The 1413-nt window shown below is 60.4% G+C and carries 1 protein-coding gene; it reads left to right on the forward strand.

Annotated elements, in window-relative coordinates; translation table 11 throughout:
- The first annotated feature begins 358 nt into the window (after positions 1–358).
- A complete protein-coding gene (locus BKP54_RS34750; RefSeq protein WP_084815714.1) occupies positions 359–1030 on the forward strand; it encodes a DUF938 domain-containing protein in 672 nt (223 codons plus the stop codon).
- Positions 1031–1413: the final 383 nt, after the last annotated feature.

The following is a 1413-nucleotide window of genomic DNA, read 5'->3' on the forward strand; positions in this document are numbered from 1 at the left end:
CCTGCCCGCATCGATCGCTCCACTCTCTGGCTTTGCTCGCGCCACCGCACCAATCAGCCGTAGAGCGAAATCTCCATAGCCTTCGACTGTGGCCCGCGGGTTCCTTCCTCGGGGACTTTCGTACGCCTCGCGGCGCCCGAAACTCTTCACGAAAGCCGTCGGTCGGCTTCCGGGCTCCGATTTTCGAAAGCAGACCTTGAGCCTGGCGGGCGCGTGATCTGACGCGAAGTGGACCTTCGGCCGCCCTCGGCTGAACGCACGCGCCGACGACCCCCTTCGTAAGTCCGAAATCCTTGGTTTCAGTCCCATCATTTCAGCTATAAGGTGGGAGACATCGCCCAAAGGGGATTCAAGGCCAATGCCCCCAGAGAAGAAGGACCGTTCGCCTGTTGCGCTGGAACAGCGCGACGTAAGCGCCGACCAGCGCATGTTCTCGCCTTCCGTTGCGCGAAATTCGGCGCCGATCCTCGCGGTCCTAAAACGTGTCCTTCCAACACATGGCGCCGTGCTGGAGATTGGATGCGGGACCGGCGAGCACGCCGTGTGTTTTGCGGGAGCAATGCCCAACCTCACCTGGCAGCCGAGCGATCCGGATGCCGACGCCCGCACCAGCACGTCTAGCTGGATCGAATTCGCAGGGCTGAAGAATGTGCTGGTACCGCGGGATATTGATGTGTGCTCAGGACACTGGGGCGTCGAACAAACGGGGCATTTTGACGCCATCGTGTCGATCAATATGATCCATATCGCGCCATGGGCGGCAAGCTTAGGATTGTTCGCAGGAGCTGGCCGTTTGCTTCACGCTGGTGGGCTTCTTCTTCTCTACGGCCCATTCATGCGCGACGGGGCACACAACGCCCCCTCGAACGCTGCTTTCGACGCGGCTCTAAAGGAGCGCAACCCATCCTGGGGTGTGCGTGATATCGCTGATCTTGAACAAGTGGGTGAGGCCGCTGGACTTAATCTCCGCGAGACGATCGAGATGCCTACCAACAATATGTTGCTGGTCTTCTCCAGCGGTAGTGCCTGAACGACAATCGTCCCAGGTGCCCATGCGACGAGAAATGGGAGGACGCGTCGTGTCAGTCGCCACTGAGCCGAGTGCTGGCCGTTGCCAAGGAGATGCGCTCGGTTTTGGCCTTTGGTCAGCGGGTCCTGGAGGGTAGTGGCCTGGTCCGGACGCCTGTGACTTCATGTTCGGTACCCCCAGGAACGGTCGCATGGGGCGAAGCAGAAATGTATCCGGTTCGTGGAGAGCTGCTGCGCGAAGGTGATGACTACTGTTAGTGTGATGGGTTTCGGATGCTGGCGCTCCACGCGTTGGCCTGGCTCGGGCCGGCGTCCGAAAGCCTCCAGTGAAAGAACCCGCGGGATGGAAAGCGCGGTTGCCGGTCTATGGGGATTTGTCGTTTT

It is taken from the genome of Ensifer sp. 1H6 (assembly GCF_001976035.1).
In the GTDB taxonomy this organism is placed as follows: domain Bacteria; phylum Pseudomonadota; class Alphaproteobacteria; order Rhizobiales; family Rhizobiaceae; genus Ensifer; species Ensifer canadensis.

Excerpts from the sequence above, each read along its gene's own strand:
- BKP54_RS34750 (WP_084815714.1), top strand. The coding sequence starts at position 359 with ATGCCCCCAGAGAAGAAGGACCGTTCGCCTGTTGCGCTGGAACAGCGC.